Annotated in this window: 22 protein-coding genes and 3 pseudogenes; 15 read left to right on the top strand and 10 right to left on the bottom strand. The window is 68.4% G+C overall.

The features are described 5' to 3' along the window. Position 1: 1 nt before the first annotated feature. From AB0M67_RS16845 to AB0M67_RS16835, 3 genes are all read right to left on the bottom strand, one after another. Positions 2 to 583, bottom strand: a complete 582-nt coding sequence (locus AB0M67_RS16845; protein ID WP_365746138.1) for a hypothetical protein — start codon at positions 581 to 583, stop codon at positions 2 to 4. Beyond that, on the bottom strand, positions 580 to 4,011 hold the full coding sequence (locus AB0M67_RS16840) for a CHAT domain-containing protein (protein WP_365746137.1): 3,432 nt from the start codon (positions 4,009 to 4,011) through the stop codon (positions 580 to 582). Before AB0M67_RS16840 ends, AB0M67_RS16845 begins: the two co-directional genes overlap by 4 nt. Positions 4,012 to 4,125: 114 nt before the next feature. Continuing rightward, positions 4,126 to 4,284, bottom strand: a complete 159-nt coding sequence (locus tag AB0M67_RS16835; RefSeq protein WP_365746136.1) for a hypothetical protein — start codon at positions 4,282 to 4,284, stop codon at positions 4,126 to 4,128. Between the two features lie 167 nt (positions 4,285 to 4,451). Here AB0M67_RS16835 and AB0M67_RS16830 point away from each other — a divergent pair, with 167 nt between their 5' ends. The 5 genes and pseudogenes from AB0M67_RS16830 to AB0M67_RS16810 all read left to right on the top strand — a co-directional run. Further along, positions 4,452 to 4,925, top strand: coding sequence for an SUKH-3 domain-containing protein (locus AB0M67_RS16830; RefSeq protein ID WP_365746135.1), 474 nt, complete (start codon positions 4,452 to 4,454; stop codon positions 4,923 to 4,925). Further along, entirely contained in the window at positions 4,922 to 5,137 is a 216-nt protein-coding gene (locus AB0M67_RS16825) for a hypothetical protein (RefSeq protein WP_365746382.1), read from the top strand. Before AB0M67_RS16830 ends, AB0M67_RS16825 begins: the two co-directional genes overlap by 4 nt. Beyond that, positions 5,115 to 5,630, top strand: a complete 516-nt coding sequence (locus AB0M67_RS16820; protein ID WP_365746134.1) for a DUF6879 family protein — start codon at positions 5,115 to 5,117, stop codon at positions 5,628 to 5,630. Before AB0M67_RS16825 ends, AB0M67_RS16820 begins: the two co-directional genes overlap by 23 nt. A 29-nt stretch (positions 5,631 to 5,659) precedes the next feature. Further along, positions 5,660 to 5,887: pseudogene (locus AB0M67_RS16815) on the top strand (helix-turn-helix transcriptional regulator); the annotation flags it as partial. A 399-nt stretch (positions 5,888 to 6,286) separates the two neighbouring features. Continuing rightward, positions 6,287 to 6,556, top strand: a pseudogene (locus AB0M67_RS16810) (ISL3 family transposase); the annotation flags it as partial. A gap of 106 nt (positions 6,557 to 6,662) precedes the next feature. On the opposite strand, the gene AB0M67_RS16805 reads toward AB0M67_RS16810, so the two are convergent. Beyond that, complete coding sequence (locus tag AB0M67_RS16805; protein WP_365746133.1) at positions 6,663 to 7,130, bottom strand: MarR family winged helix-turn-helix transcriptional regulator; 468 nt, start codon at positions 7,128 to 7,130, stop codon at positions 6,663 to 6,665. Positions 7,131 to 7,334: 204 nt separating this feature from the next. Here AB0M67_RS16805 and AB0M67_RS16800 point away from each other — a divergent pair, with 204 nt between their 5' ends. Continuing rightward, positions 7,335 to 8,069, top strand: coding sequence for an SDR family oxidoreductase (locus AB0M67_RS16800; protein ID WP_365746132.1), 735 nt, complete (start codon positions 7,335 to 7,337; stop codon positions 8,067 to 8,069). 103 nt (positions 8,070 to 8,172) lie between these two features. Here the strand turns inward: AB0M67_RS16800 and AB0M67_RS16795 are convergent, their stop codons facing one another. Further along, complete coding sequence (locus AB0M67_RS16795) at positions 8,173 to 8,412, bottom strand: hypothetical protein (RefSeq protein ID WP_365746131.1); 240 nt, start codon at positions 8,410 to 8,412, stop codon at positions 8,173 to 8,175. A 139-nt stretch (positions 8,413 to 8,551) separates the two neighbouring features. On the opposite strand from AB0M67_RS16795, the gene AB0M67_RS16790 reads away from it, so the two are divergent. The 6 genes and pseudogenes from AB0M67_RS16790 (at position 8,552) to AB0M67_RS16765 (ending at position 13,008) form a co-directional block, all read left to right on the top strand. After that, positions 8,552 to 9,406 carry an LLM class flavin-dependent oxidoreductase gene (locus AB0M67_RS16790; RefSeq protein ID WP_365746130.1) on the top strand — a complete coding sequence of 285 codons (855 nt, stop codon included), beginning with the start codon at positions 8,552 to 8,554 and terminating at the stop codon, positions 9,404 to 9,406. Positions 9,407 to 9,505: 99 nt separating this feature from the next. Beyond that, positions 9,506 to 10,123, top strand: a complete 618-nt coding sequence (locus AB0M67_RS16785; protein ID WP_365746129.1) for an NAD(P)-binding domain-containing protein — start codon at positions 9,506 to 9,508, stop codon at positions 10,121 to 10,123. Positions 10,124 to 10,296: 173 nt separating this feature from the next. Beyond that, the gene (locus tag AB0M67_RS16780; RefSeq protein WP_326633871.1) at positions 10,297 to 10,965 is read left to right on the top strand and encodes an NAD(P)-binding domain-containing protein; all 669 of its coding nucleotides are present in this window, start codon (positions 10,297 to 10,299) and stop codon (positions 10,963 to 10,965) included. Positions 10,966 to 11,122: 157 nt separating this feature from the next. Then, positions 11,123 to 11,260: pseudogene (locus AB0M67_RS16775) on the top strand (ISL3 family transposase); the annotation flags it as partial. A 180-nt stretch (positions 11,261 to 11,440) separates the two neighbouring features. Further along, complete coding sequence (locus AB0M67_RS16770) at positions 11,441 to 11,941, top strand: GNAT family N-acetyltransferase (RefSeq protein WP_365746128.1); 501 nt, start codon at positions 11,441 to 11,443, stop codon at positions 11,939 to 11,941. Between the two features lie 89 nt (positions 11,942 to 12,030). After that, complete coding sequence (locus tag AB0M67_RS16765; protein WP_365746127.1) at positions 12,031 to 13,008, top strand: helix-turn-helix domain-containing protein; 978 nt, start codon at positions 12,031 to 12,033, stop codon at positions 13,006 to 13,008. A 201-nt stretch (positions 13,009 to 13,209) separates the two neighbouring features. Here AB0M67_RS16765 and AB0M67_RS16760 read toward each other — a convergent pair whose 3' ends face one another. Further along, positions 13,210 to 13,419, bottom strand: coding sequence for a DUF397 domain-containing protein (locus tag AB0M67_RS16760; RefSeq protein ID WP_365746126.1), 210 nt, complete (start codon positions 13,417 to 13,419; stop codon positions 13,210 to 13,212). A 5-nt stretch (positions 13,420 to 13,424) separates the two neighbouring features. After that, positions 13,425 to 14,303 (bottom strand): helix-turn-helix transcriptional regulator, encoded by an 879-nt coding sequence (locus AB0M67_RS16755; protein ID WP_365746125.1) that lies wholly within the window; start codon positions 14,301 to 14,303, stop codon positions 13,425 to 13,427. A gap of 284 nt (positions 14,304 to 14,587) precedes the next feature. Between AB0M67_RS16755 and AB0M67_RS16750 the strand changes: the two genes are divergently transcribed. From AB0M67_RS16750 to AB0M67_RS16740, 3 genes are all read left to right on the top strand, one after another. Continuing rightward, entirely contained in the window at positions 14,588 to 15,031 is a 444-nt protein-coding gene (locus AB0M67_RS16750) for an ATP-binding protein (RefSeq protein ID WP_365746124.1), read from the top strand. Continuing rightward, positions 15,028 to 15,501, top strand: coding sequence for a hypothetical protein (locus AB0M67_RS16745; protein WP_365746123.1), 474 nt, complete (start codon positions 15,028 to 15,030; stop codon positions 15,499 to 15,501). The genes AB0M67_RS16750 and AB0M67_RS16745 overlap by 4 nt, the downstream gene beginning before the upstream one ends. Before the next feature lie 246 nt (positions 15,502 to 15,747). Next, positions 15,748 to 16,650, top strand: a complete 903-nt coding sequence (locus AB0M67_RS16740; protein ID WP_365746122.1) for an NADP-dependent oxidoreductase — start codon at positions 15,748 to 15,750, stop codon at positions 16,648 to 16,650. Positions 16,651 to 16,697: 47 nt separating this feature from the next. Here AB0M67_RS16740 and AB0M67_RS16735 read toward each other — a convergent pair whose 3' ends face one another. The 3 genes from AB0M67_RS16735 to AB0M67_RS16725 form a co-directional block, all read right to left on the bottom strand. Further along, complete coding sequence (locus AB0M67_RS16735) at positions 16,698 to 17,372, bottom strand: 1,4-alpha-glucan branching protein (protein WP_365746121.1); 675 nt, start codon at positions 17,370 to 17,372, stop codon at positions 16,698 to 16,700. A gap of 127 nt (positions 17,373 to 17,499) precedes the next feature. After that, complete coding sequence (locus tag AB0M67_RS16730; protein WP_365746120.1) at positions 17,500 to 18,690, bottom strand: methyltransferase domain-containing protein; 1,191 nt, start codon at positions 18,688 to 18,690, stop codon at positions 17,500 to 17,502. Next, positions 18,687 to 18,827 carry a hypothetical protein gene (locus AB0M67_RS16725; RefSeq protein WP_365746119.1) on the bottom strand — a complete coding sequence of 47 codons (141 nt, stop codon included), beginning with the start codon at positions 18,825 to 18,827 and terminating at the stop codon, positions 18,687 to 18,689. Before AB0M67_RS16725 ends, AB0M67_RS16730 begins: the two co-directional genes overlap by 4 nt. Positions 18,828 to 19,019: the final 192 nt, after the last annotated feature.

Here is a 19,019-nt window from a genome sequence, read left to right as displayed (position 1 = left end):
CTCACCCTCGTATCCCTCGTACGGAGAGAATCAACGGGTGCGCGGACCCCGCACCGCCGGGCCCCGGGCACTGCGGGGGATCGTCGGGGTCGTAGAAGTGCAGCGCGTTGACACGGCCGCAGCCGTCGAACGCGCAGACGACATGGGCGTGCGGGGTGCGGTGTGTGCCGCACAGACAGCCGTCGTCGCCGGTGACCGCGCCCCCGCCCGCGCGTACGGGGCCGCCGGGGAAGCGGTCCTGCCGGAGATACGCGTCGACGGTGGCGCGTTCCAGTACGCCGGTGACCGCGCCGCTCGCGTGGTCCATCACCACGGCGGCGTCGGGGCTGAGTTCGAGCAGATGGAGCAGGGCCGACCCCTCGATCACGTCCTGAAGGGTGGCGGAGCCGGAGAGCACCACGGCGGGCATGTGCCGAGGGGCCGCACCGGGGGTGCGGACGGCGAGGGTGGTGGGTGTTCCGTCGGCCGACAGCCCGATCAGATAGCGGCAGTCCTGAATATCCTGATCGCCAGGGCCGTGCACCGTGGCGAAATCGGGACTGGCCAGCTCCGCCAGCAGGGTGCGCGCGGGAAGTGGGGTCATCGGGCGTCTCCTACCAGGACGAACGGGGCCCAGAAATAAGGGTGTTCGAAGGGACGGCGGGCGCCGTGGCCGACGCCTCCCCTCGCCTCGGCACTGGCGAGCAGCCGCGACCAGAGCACCATCAGCTCCCTTCGCTCAGGACTGCCGCTCGGGGTGCGCTCCTTGAGCCGTGCGAACCTCCGCTTCGCGGCGGCGAGATCACCGGACTCGCAGATCAGCCGGAGCAGCGCCGCCTCGTACGCCGCCCTCTCGGCGGCTCCGGCCTCGTCGTGGTCGCGGACGTGAGCATCGTCCGCCTGGACGTCGGTCCGGGCATCGGCCTGGGCGTCGGTCCAGGCGTTGACCTGGGCATCGATTCGGGCATCGGCCCGGGCATCGGCCCGCGCGAGAGCGTCCTCGCACCATCGCACGGCGGCGTCGGTGGTCATCCCGCGTACCGTCGCCCGTGCCTCATGCAGCGCCCGCCCGCGCGGCGCCCCCGCCACCAGCAGATCGTAGAAGCGCTCCATGAACAGCGCGGTGGACAGATCGTCCACCTGCCACTGCGTGACCAGGACGGACTTGGCCCCGGCGATCAGGAACGCCCGTGCGAGACCGAGCCGTTCATCACCGGGGCGTCCTCTGCTCTCCCCGCTCCGGCAGGCGCTGAGGGTCACCAGATCCGCGCGGATACGCAGCCCCAGCAGATCGTCCATGGTCAGCGGTCCGTCGGCGCAGCTGATCGCGCTGCCGGCGATGTCGTCGGGTGCCAGGACGCCATGGCAGGCGAAGTGCACGGCCGTCGCCTCCGAGTGGACGAGCCGGTCCAGGACCGTCCGCCGGGTGACCCGGTCGCCGGAGAGTACTTCGGCGCGCTCACCGAACGCCCCGGCCATGGAGCGGGCCTCCGCGCGCGCGTGAACCAGCGGCTGATCGGAGCGTGAGTCGGCGAAGACACACAGACCGCGCGGGGCGGGCGGGGCGGTGTCCCGGTACAGGTCCGCGAGGAGGGAGGCGCTCTGCACCACCTGAACGGGGTTGCGAACGGCCAGCGGCACACCGCCGGTGGCCACCGCGTGGAGGGGGACCTCGTGCAGTACGCCGTGCGGCACCAGGCACACCGGCTCCCCCGGCTCGCTGTGGCGCGTCACCGTCTCGACCAGCGCTCCGAAGTCCGTATCCAGCCTTTCCTGATCGAAGGCCGCGGCCGATGTCATCCGCCCGAAGCTGTTCAGGGCGTCGGGCAGCGTCAGGTCGGGGGGCAGTTCCCTCTCCTCGACCACCGGCGATGACGTACCGGAACGGACGAGGAAGACGACGACCCGGGCATGGAACACATAGAAGCTGACGAGGAGACCGCGCTGTCCGCCGCGCCGCTCGAATTCTCGTAGTACGGCGGTCAGTTCGGCGTAGTCGACAGTCGCCGAGGAGCCGCCGGCGGTCATCCGGCCGGGGCGCAGCAGTTCCAGCAGCACCCGCGAACGGTCCCGTTCGCTGTGGTCGAAGGCCACTGCCCACTGCGGCGCGGGCAGACCGGGAATGTACCCGCGTTCCGGCCCGGTGAGGAGGAGGATCAGGCGGTTGTAGTGGGAGGCCTGATAGTCGATACGCCGGTCGCCGTCGGCGATTCTGCCGCGGCGCGATTCCTCCATCCGGACGAGTTCGCTCCAGCGTGCGTAGGCGGCGGGCCAGTCCTTCTCCTCCTCGTCGATCGAGGCGAGCAGCTCCAGTGCTTCCACCTGAAGGGCGATGTCGCTGGACTTCTTCCGTGCCCGCTCCAGCAGCCACCGCGCTGTACGGAACCGGCCCACGGGGGCCAGGAGTTGGGCGTGCCACACCATCTTCCAGGCCGTGCCGATACTGGCGACGGACTCGCCGTAGTAGTTGATGCCGTCGACGTTGAGGCCCGGCCGGTCGACCGCGCCCGAAGCCTCGCCCGACCCCGTACCGGGGGCCCGCGTCCAGCTACGGTTCAGCTCACCGGACTCGAACCACTGCTGATGCACGCGCCAGCTCATGCGCTCGAAGCGCCTCACCCCCGCGTCGGGCACCGCCGGTACGACAGCCCGTGGAAACCATCCCTGCCCCTCCGCGCGCCACTGGATGCTCCCTTTCGACGCGAGCATCTCGGCGGCCTCGGCCTGCTCATGGAACGCGACCCGTTCGGGTGCGCCGGAGCGCGCGGCGTTCGCCAGGTACCGATGGGCGAACGGTGACATCCAGGCCGCGCCCCGGCCGTCCTCGGTGAGGGGGCGCAGCACATCGCGCACGGCGAGGTAGTCGTTGCGCAGCCTCCCCGCCCACTGGAACCGTGCCACGGCGGCGAAATCGGCATATCCGGCCGCCTCCAGGTCCTCGACGGCGGCGGCGCTCCGTGCGACGGCGTCCTCGACAGCGCCCTCCCCGTCGGCGACCGCGGCGAACGAGAACGAGACCGTGCCGCGTGCTGCCAGATGCAGGCGCCACAGTTCCTCGCGGCGCTCCTCTCCGATGCCCGGTTCCGCGCGGAAGGCGGCCTCCGCGGCGAGCAGCATGGAGTCGCACAGCCGTAGATAGCCGGGGGCGTTGCGTCGGCCGGTCCGGGTATCGGGCGCTGCGGTGGCGTGCGCCGCCAGCAGGATCAGCAGGGTGTAGTCGGGCGCGCCGGACCCCTCCGACCGGTGGGTCCCGTGGATCCTGGCGATGAGCCGGTCCTGTACCCAGGACTCTACGAGCGCGTCTCCGAGCGAGGCCCACTTCTTCGCCATCGTCGCCGAGTGAAGCATCACCGGTCCGAAGTCGTTCAGCCACCACCGCACGGTGAGCGCGATGACGAGTTCGGCGAGAATCACCACCAGGGCGGCATGGACGAGCTCGGGCCTCGGTGCGGCGACCCCGGCCAGGAACAGCGGGAGAGCACCGGCGCAGCAGACGGCGCGCACCAGCTGAACGGGGAGCAGAAGAACGGTGGCCACGACCACGCACCCGCTCCGGCCGAACCGGGCACCGGACCTCGGCTGCGGCCAGAGCATGGTGGCGAGCCCCAGGTCCTGCGGTGCCATCAGGGCGGCCAGCACGGTCAGCCCGGCCAGCAGCAGCCCACCCGCCCAGCCGGTGAGCCCCGGCCGCCCCAGCCACTGCGCCACGAGCCACTCGCCGGCGGAGCCGTGCGCGAACACGATGACTCCCACGAGGGGGCCGGCCAGCGCGAATTGGTGGATGGCGCGCCCGTACCGTGGCAGATGCCGGCCGGCGTCGCTCCGTACCAGCCCAAGGACCATCAGCAGCCCGACAGAGAGCGGAAAGAGCCCACGGGCGGCCCCCGGAACATCGTCGACCGAGGGAATCAGCACCAGCGGCGACAGAATCGCGACGCCTCTGGCAGGCCCGGCCAGAGAGTTCAGACACCCCAAGGCCTGAACGTCCACCGCGGGCGACTCCGGGTCCGTGGCTGGTCGCGAGGCCGACATACTCCTCCTTGTTCCCCTGCTCCCCTGCTCCCTCTGTACTCGCCCTGCCTTACACGGCCCGTCCGAGCCGGGCCGACGACCAGCCCGGAACCCACTCCTCCGCCGGACTCGCCATCACTGCCCCTTCATCCACTGGGAAGCCCCGAAGAGGACGGTGAACCCGCCCAGCGCGACGGTCCACACCGACAGCCACATCGGCGCGTCCATGACGAAATTCCCTACGCCCATCACGACGAGCGCGAACCCCTGAATCAGTTGCTGCTTTGCCGACATGCCGTTCCCCCGGCCGTGAGCCGCACCGGCCCACTCCTGAACTCGTTGCGAATGACGCCTCGTTGGGCCGAGGGTGGCAGACACCACCGCCACGCGCGGCGGAACGCGCGACAACCACCCCTTTGGGTAAGGGGCGAGCCCCCCGGCCCCGATCCAGTGAGGCATCGATGCCCGTACGTTCCACAGCCGAGGAAGTAGACGCCTGGCTGACAGAAGCCGGATGGCACCCGGGACGCGACGCCGGCGAGGACGCCTGCGCGGCGATCGCGGCCGTGATCGAGCGATACCGTTCGTACGGTGTGGAGATCGAGCCCTCCGCGCCTGCCGTCGCTTTCATCCGGGAACACGCGTTCCTTCGAGCCGTCATCGACACCGCTCCGGAGAACTACGCGATCTTCACGCCGCGTCTCGTCTTCAAGGGGGACGCGGGAGAGATCTCCGAACTGGCCGCGGATCTCGGCACGAAGCTCTTCCCGGTCGGATACGACACGTACGACGGCTCGACCGTACTCATGGACGAGACCGGTCGGTTCTTCCTCTCGCATCACACCGGGGCGTATTGCCTCGGACGGGAGAAGTACGAGGCACTGATGAGCCTGACGGCCGGCGAGATGGAGGACGCGGAGGACTACTTCCTCTGACCTCGCCCTGGCGTGGCCGCGTCACCCCCCTCTCCCCCACGGTGTACCTGGATGACGCCAAGGACAACTACCTTGTCCAGGGTTGGAAGGTGCTGGACAAGGAGCGCTTGGCTCAGTTGGAGATCCCCGAACACGAGACGGTGGTGGAGATCCCCCGGCGTATGGCGCAGTTCTTCTTGGAGGTGAAGGGTGACGACGGTTCCCACGTTTGACGAGCTGTTCCATGCCTGCCACAGCTCGGCAGTTCATCTGGAGATGCGCGACGGCTACATGCGGTCGGACCCCGCCTTCGTCGACTGGAGCGCGGGACTCAAGATCGACCCGGCGGATCGCTGGGCCGACTGGCTCGGGCTGGTATCCGCGGCGACGGACCGCGGGGTCCAGGTACGCCGCGCACGCATCGTTTCCGAACCCGTCAGTGACTACATCCGCTTCGAGTACGAGGTCACGGAAGGGCTGAACATCGCCGCCGGGGAGAAGGTCCGCTGGCTTCCTCGCCGTCGGGCAACGGACATCGCTCTTCCCGGCAATGACTTCTGGCTGTTCGACGAGAGTCTCGTTCTCGTCAACCATTTCGACGGGGAGGGCGACTCGCTGGAGCACGAGGTGACGGCCGACCCCGAAGTCGCAAAGCTGTGCGCCTCGGCATTCGAGACCGTTTGGGAGCGCGCGACACCGCACGAGAAGTATCGGCCGACACGATAGTTGGCCGAAGCGAACGAACTCCGTGAGCCATGAAACCCTCTCCGCGGTCGTCGTCGACACCACCGCCGTCCTCATCGAGCGTCAAAGACGCCACAAAGGCTCTGGGCCGGCGCCTGCGCGAGATCAGGAGAGACGCCGGGCTCACGGCTCGATCCTTGGCCCAGCGAGCGGGTTGGCATGAATCGAAGTGCTCCCGCTTCGAGAACGGGAGCCGACGTCCTTCCGAGGCCGACTTGAGAGCATGGGCGCTGTACTGCGAAGTACCGCAACTCGCGGAGGAACTGGTGACCGCGGCGCGCGGCATCGAGGGAAGTTATGTCGAATGGCGTCGCATGGAGCAGGCTGGACTCAAACACGCTCAGGAATCCGTGCTTCCCCTCTGGGAGCGGACTCGGCGCTTTCGTATCTACTCCTCCTGGCTCATCCCGGGCCCGATGCAGACAGCGCCCTACATCGAGGCTCTGCTGACATCCATCCGCGATCGCCGACACGTCATCGACGATGTGGAATACCCAAATCCAAAGCGCAACCCAAACCGGCTCTTCACAGATGAGAGTGTGGTTCTCGCCGCTGGGACCGGCGCGTCGGTGACGGGACAGGCGTCGAGGTCTCCCGAGGATGGACGTTCTCACACTGCCCATCTGGACGCTCTCGACATGCCCGACGCTACCGTCGCGGCACGCCCCGATCATGGGTTCACGCGCGCTGATCTGACCACGTTCTGCCGTCTCGATGAGCTCGGACTCAAGGTGACCGGCCAGCGCCTCGCACCCGACCGGGCCGTGCTCGCCTGTCGGGTCCTGGAACCCGACCAGTGGTGCCGCCGCTGCGGTGGCGAGGGGACCGTGCGTGACACGGTGACCAGGCGGCTCGCACACGAGCCGCTCGGCTGGCGGCCCACGACGTTGGCGGTCACGATCCGCCGCCGCATCGCGCGGTCCCTGTCGCTCGAAGTCCCGACAGCGGACGACAGTCGCTGACCGGTCTCGTGTCGCCGGACGAGGATAGCGATCACAGCGATCCGGATTTCCCTCAGCTAGGACCTTCTGCGTTTTCGAGCTTGGCCCAAATCCGGGTGATGGCAGCAATGTCATCGTCGTCGAGGGGATCGACGAAGTGTCTCTTGACCGAATCCTCGAAGGTTCGTCTGACCGTCTCGGCGAAGTGCCGTCCGCTTTTGGTGAAGCTGATGAGCGATACGCGCCCGTCGCCTTGGTCGGCGCCACGCTGGAGGTGCCCGGCATCGATCAGATTCTGGACCAACCGTGATGCTCGCGTGGGGCTCACGCTGACAAGTTCGCCAGACAGAACTCGAACCGACTGAGGCTCGGTTTCCAGGAGCCAGCACAGGATCTCGACGGTGCTGAACGAGATCTTGTGCTGGTCCATCAGCGCGGCGTCGATCCGCCCGGTAACCGTGGCGTGGGTGAACAGCAGCGCAAACCAGCCCTTGACTTGGTCCGGGGAAATGATTCGCGGTTGCGACACGGGTGCCTTCACACCCAGCAGCATACCCGGAAACTGAGTGCCCTCCCAGTTAGGTGCGTGCGCACGCATCTGGTACGGTGAGCGTGTAGTCACGAACGGGAGAACAGTCCCGTTTGCGGAGCGCCTCGCACAACCGGCGCGTACTCGCCGGCCCGCGTGCCCCGCAGGGTCCGCGCACCGTTCGGCCGTTCGGCCGACAGAAGGATGAAGGTCAACATGCCCAAACTTGATGGCAAGGTCGCCGTGATCACTGGAGCAACCTCTGGGATGGGGTTGGCGACGGCCAAGTTGTTCGTGACCGAAGGCGCCGACGTGTTCATCACCGGACGAGACAGGCGCAGACTGGATGAGGCGGTCGCCTCCATCGGCCACAACGTGACGGGCGTACAGGCGGACTCGGGAAATCTCGACGACCTGGCTCGCTTGGCCGAGACCGTGCGGGAGCGTCACGGACGAGTCGACGTCCTATTTGCGAGCGCCGGCCTCGGATCGGTTTCGGACCCGCTGGGAAGCATCACCCCGGATACGTTCGATGCGCTGGTGGGCGTGAACTTCCGCGGCACTGTGTTCACCGTTCAGTACCTGCTGCCGCTGATGAGCGACGGTGCGTCGATCATCCTGAACGGCACGACCAGCGCGACCAAGGGCATTCCCGGTGCCGGGGTCTACTCGGCGAGCAAGGCCGCCGTGCGTTCACTCGCCCGCACCTGGGCCGCGGAGCTGAAGGTCCGCGGCATCCGGGTGAATGTCGTCAGTCCCGGTTCGATCGACACCGCGCTCTTCAGCACCGTATCCCCCGAGATTCGCGAGCAGATCACCGCCGCCATCCCGCTGGGACGGCTGGGAAGCAGCGAGGAAATCGGGGCTGCTGCGCTGTTCCTGGCCTCCTCGGACGCCAGCTTCGTCACCGGCGCAAACCTGGTCGTCGACGGCGGGTTCAGCCAGATCTAACAGCGCGCGACGACCAGAGAAGCGCCTCATGTCGGCGCTCCGACCTAACCGCACCAGGGGCAGAGAAAATGAGCAGTAACGAGCCCTCCAGGGCCCCCGTGTCTCAGTCGTCGCGAAAGCCGACGCAGCGCAATCGACGGTTCCACGCAATCCGTACCACGAGCGACGGTGGATGGCTCTGGGCGTCGTCGTCACCGCCCAGATCATGATTCGCCGTCGCCGTCGCGGTCGGGCAGATGGGCGTCGAACCGCGCGACGCCGGCACCGCCGGGGCGCTCAACAATGTCTCACAGCAGCTCGGCTCAGCGCTCGGCGTCGCCTTGATCAGCACCTTCGTCGCCACCGCAACCCAGCCTTCACCACGAGGCCGGCCAGCCCGAGCCTCTCGACGGAATCGTCAGCGCCCTGATCTGACAACACGCCGTGGGCGACGACGTCGCGCGTCGCGGCTGACCACACACGAACGACTGAAGGAGACATCGATGGCTGACTACGGTCATCCCCTGCGTTTCGCAACATTCATTGGTCCCACGAACTCCCCGGCGACCCGTCCGGTCGAGTTGGCGCAGCTCAGTGAGCGGCTCGGTTTCGACTTCGTGACCTTCCAGGATCATCCCTACCAGTCGAGCTTTCTCGATACCTGGACTCTGCTGAGCTGGGTGGCCGCACGGACCGAGCGCATCGGTCTGTCTGGCAATGTGCTCAACTTGCCGCTGCGTCAGCCCCCCGCCGTGCTCGCCCGCGCGGCCGCCAGCCTCGACCTGCTCTCCGGTGCTCGGATCAGCCTCGGGCTCGGGGCCGGCTTCTACTGGGATGCGGTGCAGGCGATCGGCGGACGTCGATTGACCCCGTTGCAGTCAGTGGCGGCGTTGAGCGAGGCGATCGACGTGATCCGCGGGGTGTGGGACGCCGACGGGCCCGGACGACTGGATGTCGACGGGGAGTTCTATTCGGTCCACGGCGCCGAGCGCGGACCCGCGCCCGCACACGAGATCCCGATCTGGCTCGGAGCCCACAAGCCGAAGATGCAGGGCCTGGTGGGACGTAAGGCCGATGGCTGGTTGCCGTCGCTGCCGGTCATGGAGCCAGGCGGCCTCCAGAAGGGAAACGCGATCATCGACGACGCCGCGCGGGCTGCTGACCGCGACCCCCGCGAGATCACCCGGCTGCTGAACATCTTCCCGAGTCAGCAGACCGCGGAGGAACTGGCCCAGTTGGCCGTCGAGGACGGTGTCAGCGTCTTCATCCTGGCCAGCGACGACCCGGACGTACTCGAACGCTTCGCCGCGGAAACCATCCCAGCCGTACGCGAACACGTCGCCCGCGAACGCTCTTAGCACTCCGCCCTGCGCGGCCAATGCTCTCGACGCAGCCCACCACACCGGCAAGACCCCTATTACCCAGCAGTTGATCGATAGACAGCAAAGGAAAACGTCATGACCACCATCAGCATCATCGGCTCGGGCAACATGGCCACCGCCATCGGCACCCGGGCGGCGAAGCACGGCCACACCATCGAGCTCATGAGCCGCAACACCGTCAAAGCACAGGCGCTGGCCGACCAGATCGGCAATGGAGCCACCGTCGGCGTGTTCGGTGCAACGCCGGCAGGTGACATCGTCATCGTGGCCGTCCCGTACACCGGCGCAGTCGACGCGGTCATTCGCTACGACGGCGCGTTGGCCGGCAAGATCCTCGTCGACATCTCCAATCCCTTCAACACCGACGCCGACGGGCTCGCGACTACCCCAGGTCGCTCGGCGGCCCAGGAGATCGCCGCTGCCGCCCCCGAGGGCACACCGGTCGTGAAGGCGCTGAACTCGATATTCGGCCACGTCCTCGCTCACGACAAGCCCCTGGACGCGTTTCTTGCCGGCGACGACGCAGAGGCGAAAGCCCAAGTCGCGGCGTTTCTGAAGAGCATCGGCATGCGGCCTCTCGACGCCGGAGGGCTCCAGATGGCGTCGGTCCTTGAATGGACCGGCCTCCTGCTCATGGGGCTGGCCCGCCACGGCGCCGGCTTCGACATCGCCCTCGGCGCAGAACTCAACTGAATACCTGGCTGTCTCGGCTGCCCCGTGCTGATCGGGTGAGGTAGTCGGGCGGCTGTGTGACTGGCACGGCCTCGGTGATCCGAGGGCGACCGGTGTTCGAGGACGTCGTTCCTAGGCCGACATCGAGCAGTAGCAACGACACAGTAGGTGCTTTCGAGAAGGGAAGCAGAACTATGACAACGGTTGGATTCATCGGAAGTGGGCAGATCGGGAGCGCCGTCGCGCGGCTCGCCATCGAAGCCGGGCACCGGGTGGTGCTGAGTAACTCGCGCGGTCCCGAAACGCTCGCGGACTTGATTACGGAACTGGGGCCGCAGGCGTCGGCCGCGTCGAGCACGGATGCCGCGGCGGCCGGCGACATCATCGTGGTAGCGGTGCCAGTCAGGGCCTTTCCTAGGCTGCCCGCCGCGCCACTGGTCGGGAAAACAGTCATCGATACTTGCAACTACGGCCCCGAGCGGGATGGGCCCATCCCCGAACTCGACGACAAGTCGCTGACTTCGAGCGCACTACTGCTGCGCTATCTCCCGGACGCCGTGCTGGTGAAGGCGTTCAACAACATCTTCTTCAAGCACCTGCTGTCACTCGGCCGCCCTGTAGGAGCGGCCGACCGCTCCTACCTGCCGATCGCCGGCGACTCCACTGAGGCCAAGGCGACGGTGGCCGAGTTCATCGACTCGATCGGCTACAGCGTGGTGGACACAGGACCGCTGGCCGACAGCTGGCGGCAGGAGACGAGCACGCCGGTGTGGGGGACGCCATATGGACCGTACTCGGAAGAGGAAGGCCGGCCGGTCGGCGCGAATGCGATCCGCGCCGCCCTGGCCAGGGCCACGCGGTAACCGCAAGTCGGCGCGCGCCGCAGCACTTCTCGCTGCTCCCGCAAGGCCCATGAACGCGTGCAGCAGGTGCACAAGCCGGTCCCATACAGGGGCCTGAGGAAGCGGGCCGTCGACGTGCTCGCCTGTCGGGTCCTGGAACCCGACCAGTGGTGCCGCCGCCAAGCTGTCACGTCGTGGGCTGCGGTGGGCGCTGGAGGCTCTGGTAGCCCGGCACCTCGCCGTCGCCCGCGTCGCCGAGGGCCTCGGCGACGCGTGGAACACCGCCAACGACGCCGTGGCCGCTGGACTACGCCGCGGCGGGCATCCCGCCGGATGTCGGACCGGCGAATCGGCGAGCTGCCATCGCCACCGGCAAGATCCCCCTGGCCTCCACGGCATCGTGGCCGATGTTCCAGGACCTGCTGCGCCCGGTTCTCCTGTCCGGCCCGGACGACCGGCCCACGGCCGCCGAACTCGCCACCATCCTGGAGGGCGCGTGATCGATCTGCGGGAGCTGACTCCGGACGACGCACGAGCCGTACGGAAGATCTACAGCGGCCGGTCGGTGCACTTCCTCGGCCGGGGAGTCATGGGCGAGGACGAAGCCACGGCATACGTCGGCAACGCGTTGATCTGGTCGACGCACCAGCCACGCCTGCGGTATGTCCTCGGCGTCGACATGGACGGCGACCTGGTGGGTGTCGTCAAACTCAACGTGACGGAAGGCGTTGGCCGCCTGAGCTACATCCTGCGTCAGAACACCTGGGGACGCGGGTACGCCACGGACGCCGTGTCCGGGCTGCTGGCTTTCGCCTTCGGCCCACTGGCCCTCCCCGCCGTACACGCGAAGCACCAGGTGCAGAACCGAGCTTCCGGCAGGGTGCTCCTGAAAGCCGGTTTCACGCACACCGGCACGGCGCACGGATTCTCGTCGTACGCGGTGAAGCGCACAGGCGAACCGACGTCGGCGGGCTGTGTCCGGGAAGGGGTTCGGTGACGTTCTGACGGGTGGGTGGCCGGAAGAGATTCTTTCGTCGCGCCCGCTGTCGATCCCGGCGGCTACGGTGTCTCCGGGGAGGGGGCACCATGATGGAGACGGTCTTTCACAGCGATGACCTGCCGCCGATGGAGCGGCTGGCTCGCTTCGACGCGTTTCAGGTCGACAGTCCGCATCCGATGCGGGTGGAGAGCGGCGAGCCGACGCGGTTCAGTGCCACGGCGCGTGCGCTGGATCTCGCGGCCGTGAATGTCGTCGAGCTGACCTGCTCGCCCTCGGACGTACGGCGCACACCGCGGCTGATCCGGCGGTGCGACCCCGAGCTGTACTCGGTCGTCTTCGCCCTGCGCGGTGGGCTCGGCGTCGTCCAGGACACCCGCGAGGCGGAGTTGGGGCCGTTCGACTTCGCGCTGTACGACAGTTCGCGCCCCTTCGACGTGAAGATCGCCGCCAATCGCGGGACAGCCGCGCTCGTACGCGCCCATGTACCCCGCGCGCTGCTGCCCCTGCCCGCGGACCGGAGCGCGGCGCTGATGGCGGTGCCGCTGCCGGGCCGCGAGGGCGTGGGCTCGCTGCTCACCCAGTACCTCACCAGCCTGACCACCGACTCCGCCGCCTACCGGCCGGCCGACGCCCCCCGGCTGGGTACGGTCGCCCTCGACCTGCTGACCGCGGTGCTCGCCCACCACCTCGACGCCGACGCGCGCGTGCCGGACGATTCCCGGCAGCGTGCACTGCTGCTGCGCATCGAGGCGTTCGTACAACAGCACTTGCACGAACCCGAATTGTCACCCGGCGCCATCGCCGCGGCCCACCACATCTCCGTCAGCTATCTGCACCGCCTCTTCCGCGCGCGCGACGACACCGTCGCGGCCTGGATCCGCGGCCAGCGCCTCGAACGCGCCCGCCGTGACCTCACCGACCACACGCTGCGGACCGTACCCGTCCACCGGATCGCGGCCCGCTGCGGGTTCCCGGACCACTCCGCCTTCACCCGCGCCTTCCGCGCCGCCTACGACCTCCCGCCCCGGGACTACCGCCGCCAGGCCCTCGACTCCTCGGCGTAGCCGGCTGTCGCGTGGCCGCCGTCTCCCCCGTGGACGGCGGCCACGGAGGCCGGCACTCGACAGCGCGATCTTCGCCTGCCGCACACCCATGATGTGCCGTGCCGCCTGTGCCGTCTTTGACGTGTGGTGCACGACCACTTGACGATGCGTACACGCCGGTGCGCCGGGTTCGTTCGGTACGGGAGGCCGGCTGCGCCGCCTCTAGAACCGCCCGTCGCTGAGGGCGCCGACGAAGGTCGTCCAGGTGCTGCCGCCGACCACGAAGGCGGGGCCGTGCGGGTTCTTGGAGTCGCGTACGGCCATGGCCCCGTCGGGAAGACGGGCGCCTTCAACGCACGCGCCACCGTGATCGTTGCTGTAGCTCGACTTGAACCAGTCGGCTCCGGTCAGCGCGTCAGCCATGGTCGTCATCGGAATCAAAGCTCCTTCATTGCTTTCTTGATCAAACTCAAGGATTCCTGAGGTCCGAGAGCGATGGCTTGTAGTTCGGTGAACGCTTCTTCGTGAAGCTCCACGTCCGACTGACGCCGACTCACCCAGGCATCGGCCAGGTTCTCGAAGTAGATGATCGGCTTCAGGGCGTCGCGGTCGTGGAACTGGAGCGTATGGAAGGCACCGTTCATTCCTGGATGGGCACCTGCCTTGAACGGCACCACTTGGACCCTGACATTGGGCAGGGAGGTCACCTCCGCGATATGGGCGAGCTGCGCCCGCATCACCTCCGCGCCTCCCACCTGCCGGTGTAGCACGGCCTCGCTGACGATCGCCGAGAATTTCAGCGGCGCTTCCCGGCGCAGCGCCTCCTGCCGTGTCATCCGCACCGCGACCATGCGCGCGATGTCCTCTTCGCTCAGCCCTTGATGCGCGTTCTCGTGGGTCGCGCGCACGTATGCCTCGGTCTGGAGCAGACCGGGGACGAACTCGGACTCGTAGTTGTGCAGTGCCACCGCCGTGGCCTCCAGGCCCAAGTACGCCCTGAAGCCGGGAGCGATGACCGGGCGGTACTCCGTCGACTGCCACCAGTCCCGCTTGCGCTTGGTGACCGCCGCGTATCCCTTCAGCAACTCCGTGGTCTCCGCGTCGGCCTCGAAGATCTGGCAGAGCGCCATGACATCGACCGGTTCGACGACCGAGTTCTCCCCTGTCTCCAGCCGGGTCAGCTTCGACGGACTCCAATAGAGCTTCCTGACGACCTGAGTTGAGGTCATCCCGGCCTTCTGCCGGAGATGACGCAGCTCGTTGCCCAGGTGCAAGCGGCACAGAGCCGGGGTTGCCGACTCGATGTCCGTGATCATCTGCCGTCCTCTCAGAGCACTGTCCAGTGTGTCGACGTTGCTTCCGCCTCCGCAAGGAACTTTCTGCGTCATAGCGGGAGCCACCGCGTGCCTGGGCGAACCCCCCTCCCCAGAGGGGCGATTCACGGCGATTCCCGCACGCAGAATTCGGCTGGAGAGTGCCAGCCGTAACGCATCTGATGCGACGCTATACCGACAGCTCACCCAGCGCAGTCGAATCGCTGCTTTGGGTGAGCACGCCGACCCATGCGGCAGTCCCCGGAGATCGACGACAAGGACTCTCGATGCCTCCCACCACGCACAGCGCAACTCCCGCCCCACCCACCGCAGTCGGCATAGAGGACGCCGTGCGCCTGAACATGTCGTTCGCGCCCCACGCCCGCCGCGTCGAGCACCTCCGTCGCGTCGCCGCGGCTCTCCTCCGCCAGGACGACCTGGGCACGGACGCGGTCGAGACCGTACAACTCCTGGTCAGCGAGATCGTCACCAACGCGGTCGTGCACGGCCGGGGCGAGCGTGTCCGGTTCTCGTTGGCGTACGGGCGGAGCGGGTTCGTACGGATCGAGGTGGACGATCACTCCCCCGCGTCGGTCACCGTCCGGCAGCCGGCGCCCGACGAGGAGAGCGGGCGGGGCATGTTCCTGGTGGACGCGCTCTCCTGGGCGTGGGGCAGGCGCGGCACCTGCACCTGGTGTGTGGTCGCCACACGGGAGGCGGGCACCCGATGACACCGACTCGCCGTACCCCCGGCGCTCACTGGCGCCCGCGCCCGCTGGTCTTCGCCACCGACGCCGAGGCCCACCGCCGTCTCCTGACCGCCCTGCGCCGCCATGCCCGTCGTGAGCAACGAGCCGCGGGCCACGCCGGCTGTCCCGTCGACATCGTCACGATCTCCCGCACCGTGCTCGCGGCTCTCGCTCGGCGAGTCGTTCTCCCCGAGCGCGCCTGGGTGGACATCACCATCCTCAAGCTCCGCGGGAACCTCCAACTCCTGCTCCGCGAAGACCTCGGCGACCCCGGTCCGCTGCTGGAGGCCCTGCGCGAGGACGCCCGTCGGCTGCTCGACCTCTGCTCCCCTTCGGCGCCGCCGCTCCCGCCCCTGCACGCGTACGAGGTGATGCGCGCCCTCGCCGGCACCACGCGCTCGTTGGCCGTCCTCTACCAACTGCGCCGATCGGCAAGGGAACGCGGTCAGTGAGCCCAGCCAAGGCCCAGGCCCTGTACGTCGTGGCGGTCACCGCCGTCGGCGGCTCGATCCTGGTGGCGCTCTGGCGCGGCTGCTGGGCGATACGAGGGTGACGGCTGCCCCGGCAGGACTCGTCGGTCCTGAAGATCTGGAACGGCGGGCTGATGTCGACAATCTATAGTGCCTGCGAGGGGCGGAACACCCGGCGGTGTTGAGCGTGCGACACCTTGGGTCCCGAGGCCGAGACCGGAGCGGACGATGAAGGCAGCTCAATTCAGCGGATTCGGAAGCCCCGATGTCCTGGAGATCGTAGATCTCCCCGCCCCGCATGCCGGGCCGGGCCAGGTCCGGATCGCGGTGCGCGCGGCCGGCGTCAACGCCAGCGACTGGAAGAAGCGCCAGGGCCTGATGGACCAGGAGCTTCCGCAGACGCTCGGCCACGAGGCGTCGGGGGTCGTCGACGAACTCGGCGAAGGGGTGTCCGACGTTGCCGTCGGAGACCGCGTCTTCGGCCTCTCCGGCGAGGGCGCGGCCCAGGCTGAATCAGCGGTGCTGGACCACTACGTACCCATCCCGCCCTCGCTCGACTTCGCCGCCGCCGCGGCACTGCCCTCCGCACTGGAGACGGCCGCCCGCGCGCTCGACCAGCTCGGCGTAGGGGCAGGCTCCACGCTTCTGATCAACGGTGCCTCCGGCACCATCGGCAGCGCCGCGGTCCAACTCGCCGTGGCACGCGGGGCACGGGTGATCGGCTCGGCCGGACCGGCCAACCATCAGTACCTGCGCTCGCTCGGCGCCGAACCCGTCGCCTACGGCGAGGGCATGGCCGAGCGAGTCCGCGCGCTGGCTCCCGGCGGCGCCGACCTGGCCCTCGACGTCGCCGGCAGCGGCGTACTCCCCGAACTCATCGGGCTCGCGGGCGCCCCCACGAACGTCGTGACGATCGCCGACTTCACCGGCGCACAGGAGCACGGCGTGAGATTCAGCCGGGGCGACACCGGCCGCGCGCTGTACGTGCTCAACGAGATCGGCCCGCTGATCGAAGCCGGGCGATTCGCACCCCCGGCCGTGCGGACATTCCCGCTCGCCGACATCGCCGACGCGCACCGCGTCGGTGAGGAGGGCCATGTACGCGGGAAGCTCGTGCTACTGGTCAACTGACCCGGACCGCGGCCGGACCGCGGCCGGATCCGCCGGGCCGTGGGGGGTCATTCCACGACGGCGTACGGGCCGCGCGTCTTCGTGCCGTCCGGCAGGAGCCAATCGGCGGTGACGTGGCCCAGGACCGGTGCGGGGTGGGTGGCGTGGGTGGCCGACTCGACCCGCTCGGGCCGCAGCACGCGGTTCACCCGGATGGTGAGCTGCCCGGCCGACGCACTCGGCTGCACGCGGAGATCCGTACCGTGCGGCCCGTCGGTCACGTCCACGGAGCTGATCGAGGCCGCATGACCGGCCTCGGGGAAGTGGGCGGTGACGGACGGGTCCGGGGTGTCGGTCACGCTCTGGGCCTGCGGCTCGGCCTCGCCGAGAAGGAGGGCGAACAGCTGGGCGACCAGAACCGGGTCGTGGGTTCCGTCGTAGATCCACCGCCGGCCCAGCACCCCGTGTTCCGACGTGCCGATGAGCGCGTGATCGGCGCCGGGGAGCGGTGCTCCGCGGTAGCTGAGGGGCACGTGGTACGTGATCGACTCGCTCCCGGACTCGTCGGTGACCGCCATGAACTCGATCCCCACCTCGCCCTGCGGGTCGTCCAGCCGGAAGCCCCCGGCCTTGGTCAGCCGCGCCTCGCGCCCCCCGTCGAGGTACCAGGACTGAGCGGGAAGCCACGAGGCAAGAAGCTCAAGCTTGCCGGGCGTCAGGGTGGTGCGGTGGATGACGGCCATGTCCGGCCCCTCTCTTGACGGCTGCGCTCATCCTGCCCCAGGAACATCGGCCCGTCCCACCCCCCGGGAGTACGGCTCGCATCGCCCGCCCAAGCTCCCGCGTGGCGTGGCGTGGCGTGGCGTGGCGTCAGGCGAACGCTGGAAGGACGCCGGTCGGCTCGTCCAGCCACGGGCGGGTGGTTCCGTCCCGTTCCACGGTCAGGCCGAAGCGGTCGACGGCGGGCCGTCCCCGGCTGATCCACCAGGTCAGGGCCTGCTCCACTTCGTCCCAGAGGCGGCGCGGGCCCGACTGATAGACCGTGGCGTCCGGCGCGCCAGGACTGAAGACGACGGCCGCCCACGACTGACTGAGGAAGTCGAAGAACCACGCCTTCGCGTCTCCTTCTTCGCCCGAGTCACCCGTGTTCACGACATGGGCGCAGTCAGGGACGCAGAGCCCGACGACGAAGTCGGCTGGGTCGTAACGACTCCCAATGTCCGCCAGGGTGAGCGAAGTTCTGGAGTCATCGGCGTTGCCGGGGAACTCTTTCACGTGCTCGACGAACAAGTTCCAGTCGAGACGCTGGTCTCGGAGCTTCATGAACTCGACCATGCGGAGAAAGGGGCCGACAGCGCGCCCGTCCTCGCCTACGGCCAGCCGAACGAGCCCGTCCTGATGGCTGTAGTGGGTGCCCCAGGGGGCAAGAATGATCCCGCCGGGTCGCGTCTGCTCCAGCCACTTGGCCGGGAAGTTCCGTACCCCCGCCGTGACGATCACCCGGTCGTACGGGGCCCCGAGGGGCCAGCCCTCCCGGCCGTCCCCCTCGATCAGTCGTGGACCGAGTCCGGCACGCGTCAGCGCGGCCGAGGCGCTTGCCGCGACCGCCGGGTCGATCTCGACGCTCACCACGTTCCCGTTGCCCAGACGGTGCGCGAGGAGCCCGGCGTTCCAGCCGGTGCCGGTCCCCACTTCCAGCGCCCGCATTCCGTCGCTCAGCTCCAGATCACGGAGCATGGAGACAACGACCGACGGCATGCTCGCCGAACTGGTTGCCTTCGATCCCGGCTTGTCGCCCGTGTGCCGCCCGTCATCCCATTGAGTGACCAAGGGGACATTCTCGTACGCGGCTCTCGCCCAGCGGGCGGGGTCATCGCTTCTGAAGACAGGAACGCTGAGGCTGGTCGTCATGTCATAGGCCCAGAACGGATCCGGCAGGAACAGTGATCGTGGCACCGCCCTGAGCGCCTCGGCCCACTCAGGCGTCAAGACCCCGATGTCGAGGAGATGCCGCGCCAGCTCCTCACCAGCGCGGCGTTCCTGCTCAGATACAGCTGTCACTTGCGATGCTTCCCGTCGCCGTCCGGCGATCCGCCGTCCGGATGTGGCTCCAGGATCGGTTTCCATGGCTCACCGGGAAGGTTGTCCTTCTTCTCATCGTCCCCGCCATCCTTGCTCTTCCTCATCTGTTCAGCCATCGGCAGACGCTCCCCTCACAAGTCACCCGAATCACCTCTCAACCATTGAAGCGATCGCCGGGCCTCCCTACGAGGGGTTGGCGTCTTCTCGCCGCCGCCCCGCGCGCCCCGCGCGCCCCGTACCCATTTGCCGGGCAGTAGGCATATCCCCGAAATGGGCGAGGTACTTATCTCTCGCCCACAACGTCCGCG

This window comes from Streptomyces sp. NPDC051662 (genome assembly GCF_040681655.1).
Taxonomy (GTDB): domain Bacteria; phylum Actinomycetota; class Actinomycetes; order Streptomycetales; family Streptomycetaceae; genus Streptomyces.
Note: the sequence above shows the minus strand (reverse complement) of the source record. Positions and strands in the feature narration are given on the sequence as shown.